This is a genomic window from Phaeodactylibacter luteus (assembly GCF_007993045.1).
Lineage (GTDB): Bacteria > Bacteroidota > Bacteroidia > Chitinophagales > Saprospiraceae > Phaeodactylibacter > Phaeodactylibacter luteus.
In genome coordinates this window covers 1-776 of the sequence record NZ_VOOR01000166.1, presented here as the reverse complement: position 1 = coordinate 776, position 776 = coordinate 1, and the positions used below count along the sequence as shown (strand labels likewise).

Annotated in this window: 1 protein-coding gene; it reads left to right on the top strand. The window is 56.6% G+C overall.

Annotation, left to right across the window (positions count from 1 at the left end; translation table 11 throughout):
* A partial coding sequence (locus FRY97_RS21970; RefSeq protein WP_449430785.1) for a glycoside hydrolase family 30 protein occupies positions 1–776 on the top strand: 776 nt, incomplete at both ends.

The following is a 776-nucleotide window of genomic DNA, read 5'->3' as shown; positions in this document are numbered from 1 at the left end:
GCGCGGTATTCCCTTGCGCGCACCCACATCAGCTCCTGCGATTTTTCTCTGGGCAACTATACTTATGCCCCGGTTGCGGGGGATACCCTGCTGCAGCATTTTTCCATAGCAGAAGACCAAGACGACATCATCCCGATGATCAAAGACGCTATGGCCGTTTCGGAGGATGGGTTCAAGCTCATCGCTTCCCCCTGGACGGCCCCGCCCTGGATGAAAGACAACAACGATTGGAAAGGCGGCAAGCTGCTGCCCGAGTATTACCCGTCGTGGGCCTTGTTTTTTTCAAAATACCTGGCCGCTTACAAAGCGGAGGGGATAGATATTTGGGGCATCACGGTAGAGAATGAGCCCTTGGGCAACGACAGCAATTGGGAGAGCATGCATTATACGCCACAGGAGATGGCCCGTTTTGTTCAGGGCCACCTAAGCCCACAGCTTCAGGCAGACGGTCACAAGGTCAAGGTGCTGGGCTTTGACCAAAACCGCGATGAAGAGCTGCGCAAGTGGGTAGACGTGCTCTACGCTGATGAGGGGATCAGTGCACATTTCGATGGCATGGCGGTGCACTGGTACGCGAGCACCTACGACCACTTCCCTGAGGCATTGGCGTACGCCCATGAGAAAGCGCCGGGCAAGCACCTCATACAATCAGAAGCCTGTGTGGACGCGGAGGTGCCGCGCTGGCAGGACGATGCCTGGTACTGGTCTAAAGAAGCGACCGACTGGGGCTGGGACTGGGCTCCGGAGGATCAAAAGCACCTGCACCCGAAATATGT